The following is a 3,923-nucleotide window of genomic DNA, read 5'->3' as shown; positions in this document are numbered from 1 at the left end:
GCCATGGGGGGGGATGGGGGCGAGCCCTTCGACGCCATCCTGATGGACATCAACATGCCGGTGATGGACGGCCTGGAGGCGACGCGCCTGATCCGCGCCATGCCGGGTCCGGAGTCCCGCGTCGCCATCCTGGCCCTGACCGCCAACACCTTCCCCGACGACATCGACCGCTGCTACGAGGCCGGCATGGACTGCCACGTGCCGAAGCCCATCGACCGCGCCCAACTGCTGAGCGAAGTCACGCGCTGCGTCGCGTCGCGTCGGGTGGTGGGAGCGATGGGCGAGGGGTGAGGGTGGAGGAAGAAGCAAGCGATGACTATGAGGGAGGTAATTTGAAGCCCCCTCCATTTCCGATCAGCAACTCTGGGCCGGCGCTATGCGGAACCTCTGCGACTGAGCGGAAATTGCCTATTGGTTTGACCAATCAATGCGGTTCCATTCTATACGACGCCGGCTCCAATGCTCGTCAATCGTTTGTATAAAGTCGTCCCGAACAAGCTTGGCGCGACTATCACACCATTTCGCCGTCTCACGACGAATAATCAAGCCTTCCATCGAACCTATTCTATAGCAACTTGATCCTACGGTTAACAAGTGCGCAAGTTTGGATAAATCAGTTGTTCCCTTTAGTAACGTCGGTACAGTTGACAATCCTACTTGGGCTGCAAGCACATTGCGTCGCGTTGTGCTCCAAAATTTAGTTTCTTTGAGATCGTATACATCGAACAGAAGAAACCAGTCCGGAAGCCGATCATAGCCGACAGAATGCCTCGCTGCACACCATTCCCCAAAAAGAATGAGGTTTGGATTGATGAAATGGCAAAGTTGTTCACCATGCTGCGCAATCCAATCCGGCAGACGAGCAAACTGTCCAACATGGGGGGTGATCAGATATTGGCCGCGATTCTGAATCTGGAGTGCGCCGTCGTTAGTAAGAGACAATCCAATGTTGGCACCATCAAGCTTCTCTTCCACAACTACTTCATCCGCAATGAGGTCGCGGGCATCTTCTTTGGAAAGAAGCTTATCGTCGCGCGGTATGGAGCCGTGCCCTAGCCAAGCGAGGTGCGGTGTTGATGGAAAGCGAAAGAACATTGCGATAGCCTTACTTACTATGTTTATTTTTTTCCTGCTTCTCAGCATGCTTGGCTCTTGACCAAGATTCTATGATGGGTTCGAGTAGAATGCTATGCGCAACTAGGCCTACCTCCCAATCGTGCCAGTCGGTGTCACCCGCAAAAGCAATGCAACCTTCACCAAATTCGATATGGGATGCCAACGTTGCCGCAACCATCTTCCGGTCAGCAAGGTCGTGGATTATGGGTATTAGCGTGTCCGGCAAAATTCCATGTCCATCGCTATCATATTCTACAACCACGTTGTCAACTGCACTGGTACTCCATTTATCCATAACCACTTGAATCCCATAATCATTGTAGTCAAGTTTATTACGGTATTCGTCATATATTTTGAGTTCAGTATCGAGTATCAAGCGACTATCGCTTTGCTGGAAGGCGACAAGCCATTCCCAAATTGTGAGGCGAAGTGTGAGATCGGCAGGTGTAGCTTCGATGTCGGCTGGGTGGTGTGGATCACAAGCACTTGCGGCGATCAGTACATTGGTATCAACCACATAACGGTCTCTCATATGGTCCCCGCCTTCTGGCGTTCGAACATGAGCCGAGCTTGTTCGCGCGTCTCGCCCAAAGCATCTCCGAAAAAGCCGGTAGGCCAGTTCTTCACACGCCCAAAATCGTCAATGATCAGGCTGCAGAGTTCCGCCGATTGATTATTCCGCATAACAAAATACATTGCGGCGTCATTTGCCAAGATCTTTTGCTTTGCAATCATGGTTTGCATTCGACGAAAGAGATGCTCAGAATGAGTTTCCACTAAGAATTGTATTTTTCGTTCACGGCTGACCTCAACGAACAATTCGGCTAGCGCCGATTGAGCGAGCGGGTGCAGGTGAATTTCAGGCTCTTCAAGCATAATTGTGCTCCCCACGGGAGCAAAGTAAGATGCAACCAATACTGGTAAAACTTGCGAAATACCAATGCCGACGTCGCGGAGATTGCAGGCGGTGCCGTCGCGGTGAACAATCAGTTCATATCGACTGGATCGTCCTTGTTGCCGAATCTCGAGCCTCTCCGCTACGCCCATCTTGTTCAGCCAGTAGGATACACCATTGACCACATAATTCTGCTCGTCTCCCCGGAGCAAAGCACTGGCTAGAAGTGCGTCAATGGCTGCACGTCCGTCGCTTCCTACTTCGCCGGGCTTTGTCTTGTTCCAAGGGTAATCTCGCTCCGGCTTACGGCGTAGCGGACCTAGATATATTATACGCTCCAGTTCCTGGCGGATTGCCAAGCTTAAATCTTCGACTAATTGGCCATCCTTCTCGAGCGCCGAGATTGCATCTGCAGAAAATGCGATTGAGCGCTCGGGAGTATAGTTGCGCCCCTTAGCCCGTGGATTTTGTTCGTCATCGACTATAATGGAGAAAGCACCTTTTTCTCGCCTAATAGCTTGAAATTTACGTCCATCGGTCTTTAGTGTAAGCATCTGAATAGCGACGCTGCCGGAGGAAGTCTGTCCATAAGAACAGCTGAAGTGTCCATTTACAATGCGGCCGATTCCATGGTTGTCGAAGTCAAATTCGATCAAGAATTGTCGAGTTGACCTAGATCCCTGATTTAGAACGTCTTCGAATGAACCAAAATTGAACAGGTCATTAACTTCATCACCTCCCAAATTGAGATGCACTGTACGGTCCGGAGAGCGCGCAGTCTGCTTTAGCAGAAGGAGACTTTGGATTAGCGATGATTTTCCTGATGAGTTAGTTCCAAGAAGCATAGTTAAAGGACGCAAGGCGATGTCCTTGGTGTCCGTCCAAGCTTTAAAGTTCACCAATCGCAATCGTGAAAACATGAGTGTTGATACTCCAAATCAGTAGTTTTTCTCTGATATCAGTCGTTTAGGCTCGTCTGTTAACGATGAAAATCACGGCCTAGTGCTCGTGATGTTGCCCATCGGCCTAAGTGGATGCGCATAGCGTACAAAAATATGCATGTCCACCATTTCTAGAATCATCAACGCTTTATCCAATTGGGTCAAGAGCGTCCGCAACGTAACACGGTGCAGAAAGGAATTATTTCTGAACCGGTCAGGAGGTTTGCTTATCATGGATGGCTAACTCTCTCCTGCTTTGACAATCCTCCGAATTTGATGGCGCTCTCTAGGTTAATGAAAGGTTGCTTTCATCTATTGCTAAGAACTGTAACTCTGGCTGAAAGTCCGCTTGAACTCAGAAGTCACCCCTCCTGCATTCACCTAATCATCCCACTTTTCCCAAAACCTCCCCAAAAAGGACCAAAATCCTATATCCTCTCCGCAATGCCCCCTCATTCGCGGAGCCACGCCATGCCCCTCGACAGCCGCAGCTTCACCACCGACAACTTCCCCCGCTGGGCCGAGGAGCCGCCGACGCCGGCCGAAGGCTCGCTGGTTCCCGGTTCGCAGTTCCATGAGGAACAGTGGATCATGGCCGCCGGCATGCTGGCCCGCGGCAACAGCTTCCTCCAGGTCTCGCGCGCCATGGGGTGCAGCCGCACCACGCTGTGGCGGGCCTATTACGGCTCCAAGGATTTCCGTCACAGGGTGTGGTGGGAGCGGCAGGCGCTGAACCGCGAGGCCGAACTGCGCCTGTCCTCGCTGCGGGTGCTGGTGGCCGAGCAGATCGAGCGTCTCGTCACCTCCGGCGACCCCGCCACCGTCCGCTGGCTGGCCGAGCGGCTCGGCCTGTTCGCCGGCCTCGACCTGCCCGCGGCCAAGCGGCAGGCCCCGCAAGCCGACCGGTACTCCGCCGAACAGTCCGCCCAGCACCCGTCTCTTATCAAACTCTGAAGCCGACCACGAAAAGA

At 52.5% G+C, this 3,923-nt stretch carries 5 protein-coding genes; 2 read left to right on the top strand and 3 right to left on the bottom strand.

Annotation, left to right across the window (positions count from 1 at the left end):
• Positions 1-291, top strand: a 291-nt coding sequence (locus tag GBZ48_RS35610; RefSeq protein WP_174475338.1) for a response regulator, incomplete at its 5' end; no start/stop codon positions are given.
• Positions 292-408: 117 nt separating this feature from the next.
• Here the strand turns inward: GBZ48_RS35610 and GBZ48_RS35605 are convergent.
• The 3 genes from GBZ48_RS35605 to GBZ48_RS35595 are packed head-to-tail and all read right to left on the bottom strand — an operon-like array spanning position 409 to position 2,931.
• The gene (locus GBZ48_RS35605) at positions 409-1,143 is read right to left on the bottom strand and encodes an RNA ligase family protein (RefSeq protein ID WP_211106012.1); all 735 of its coding nucleotides are present in this window, start codon (positions 1,141-1,143) and stop codon (positions 409-411) included.
• Entirely contained in the window at positions 1,106-1,648 is a 543-nt protein-coding gene (locus tag GBZ48_RS35600; protein ID WP_174475337.1) for a hypothetical protein, read from the bottom strand. The genes GBZ48_RS35605 and GBZ48_RS35600 overlap by 38 nt, the downstream gene beginning before the upstream one ends.
• Positions 1,645-2,931: an AAA family ATPase gene (locus GBZ48_RS35595; protein WP_174475336.1), complete on the bottom strand. Its 1,287-nt coding sequence runs from the start codon at positions 2,929-2,931 to the stop codon at positions 1,645-1,647. The genes GBZ48_RS35600 and GBZ48_RS35595 overlap by 4 nt, the downstream gene beginning before the upstream one ends.
• A 492-nt stretch (positions 2,932-3,423) precedes the next feature.
• Between GBZ48_RS35595 and GBZ48_RS35590 the strand changes: the two genes are divergently transcribed.
• A complete protein-coding gene (locus GBZ48_RS35590; RefSeq protein WP_246307693.1) occupies positions 3,424-3,906 on the top strand; it encodes a hypothetical protein in 483 nt (160 codons plus the stop codon).
• Positions 3,907-3,923: the final 17 nt, after the last annotated feature.

This window comes from Azospirillum melinis, from assembly GCF_013340935.1.
GTDB classification, from domain to species: Bacteria; Pseudomonadota; Alphaproteobacteria; order Azospirillales; family Azospirillaceae; genus Azospirillum; species Azospirillum melinis.
This window is presented reverse-complemented; position numbering and strand designations above follow the sequence as displayed.